This is a genomic window from Blautia sp. AM47-4, assembly GCF_003479865.1.
Classification (GTDB): Bacteria; Bacillota; Clostridia; order Lachnospirales; family Lachnospiraceae; genus Fusicatenibacter; species Fusicatenibacter saccharivorans.
In genome coordinates this window covers 1-1,539 of record NZ_QUHY01000086.1, presented here as the reverse complement: position 1 = coordinate 1,539, position 1,539 = coordinate 1, and the positions used below count along the sequence as shown (strand labels likewise).

Annotated in this window: 1 protein-coding gene; it reads right to left on the bottom strand. The window is 49.4% G+C overall.

What is annotated here, in order from left to right; genetic code table 11:
* Window positions 1-1,539 (bottom strand): ATP-binding protein (locus DW965_RS18630; protein WP_147398824.1); only part of this gene is annotated, 1,539 nt, incomplete at both ends.

Below are 1,539 nucleotides of genomic sequence, written 5' to 3'. Positions count from 1 at the left end.
AGATAGGATGGAACTGTATGACTCCCACACGCCCGTATAAATCACTGATAAGGCACTGTCCGTTTTCCAAGTCACGGAGCCGCTTCTGGTTGTTTTCATCTTCGGAATCTACCCCGAAAAAGGCGAGGGTCTTCTTGATTTCGTTGATGTCCGTGGAACGGAACGCAAACTTCAAGCCCAGATTGTTTTTCAGCTTTTCATCCAGCAAATCGTCCGTGTTCTGGGTCACAAAGTAAACGCCTGCGTTCATGGCACGTCCGGCACGAACCAGCTTCATGGAAAGGGTCTTGCCCTGTGCCACCTGTAAGAAGCTCCATGCTTCATCCAAATCCACAATCTTAAACACGCTGCGGTCGGTGTGGATGAAGTCGAAGGCAAAGGTGCTGATTACAATGAGCATTGCCACGGAAAGCAGCTCCATTGTGGTGTATTCTTCAAACGAGGTTTCTTTATCTGGCAGCACCAAATCTGCCACCTGAATGATGTTGAGCTGCTTTTCAAAGCTGATGGACTGTGTGACATCTCCATCCGAAAAGAGCAGGTGTGCAAAGTCATAGTCCGTAAAGGATTCGATATGGTCGGCTATGCTGGTGCTGATGGTGGTTCCCTCCGCCCGAAGTTCCTCAATCACCTTGAAAAGCCCCCGTTCCTCACTGTTTGTCACCGCACGAATGGCTTTCCGAAGAACAGGGAACTTTTCCCCGTCACGGCTGGAAATGCCCGTTAAAAAGGTCAAGATGTCGATTGCCAGTGATTCAGAATCCTTTGGGTTTTCCATAATCACATACGGGTCGAGTAAGCCCCTGTTCTGTTCTTCCGAGGTCAGGTTTACGATATTGATTTCATGGGCGATTTCCGGCAGGGTTTCTTTCCAACGTCCCCGTTCCGCTTTCGGGTCAACAATGAGTGCCTGTGCCCCAAATAATACGGAATAATAGACAATCATGTTGTTGCTGAATGATTTTCCACCGCCGAGGGAGCCGACAAAAGCGGCAGCAAGGGCGTTGGTGACGGAGCCTTTTACCCCTTGACTGGCAAGGGCAGGCTTTAAGTACACGTTTCTTCCTGTATCAAGGCTGTACCCGATATAAATGCCCTCCGGTTCCCCCAACATCTGTGTTGCCCCGAAGCCAAGACCAGCAAGGAAGTCACTGGTGACATACTGGATATAATCGTTCAGATACCGTTTGCTGGCAGGGAGAAATTCCCCATGCAGCCCCAGCATATCCCCAAAGGGGCGAACCAGTTTCACGTTCAAATCGTCATAAAAATCTTTCACCTCATTGCAGCGGCGTTTCAGTTCTTCCAAGTCGGGAGCCGTCACACGAACCACATAGGACAGCTTATACATGGATTCCTTGCTCTGGTCTAAGGTGGATTCCAGCTCATTCACGCTGTCTAAAGCGTCCACCACGTTTGTACTGGTTTCGCTGTCATTCTGCCATGCGTGGTTGTCCAAATCTTTCAGCTCTTTTTTCTTGTTCCGCACCGTGGAGAGGGCTTTCCGGTTTGTCACAATCTCCACATTCATAGAGGTAT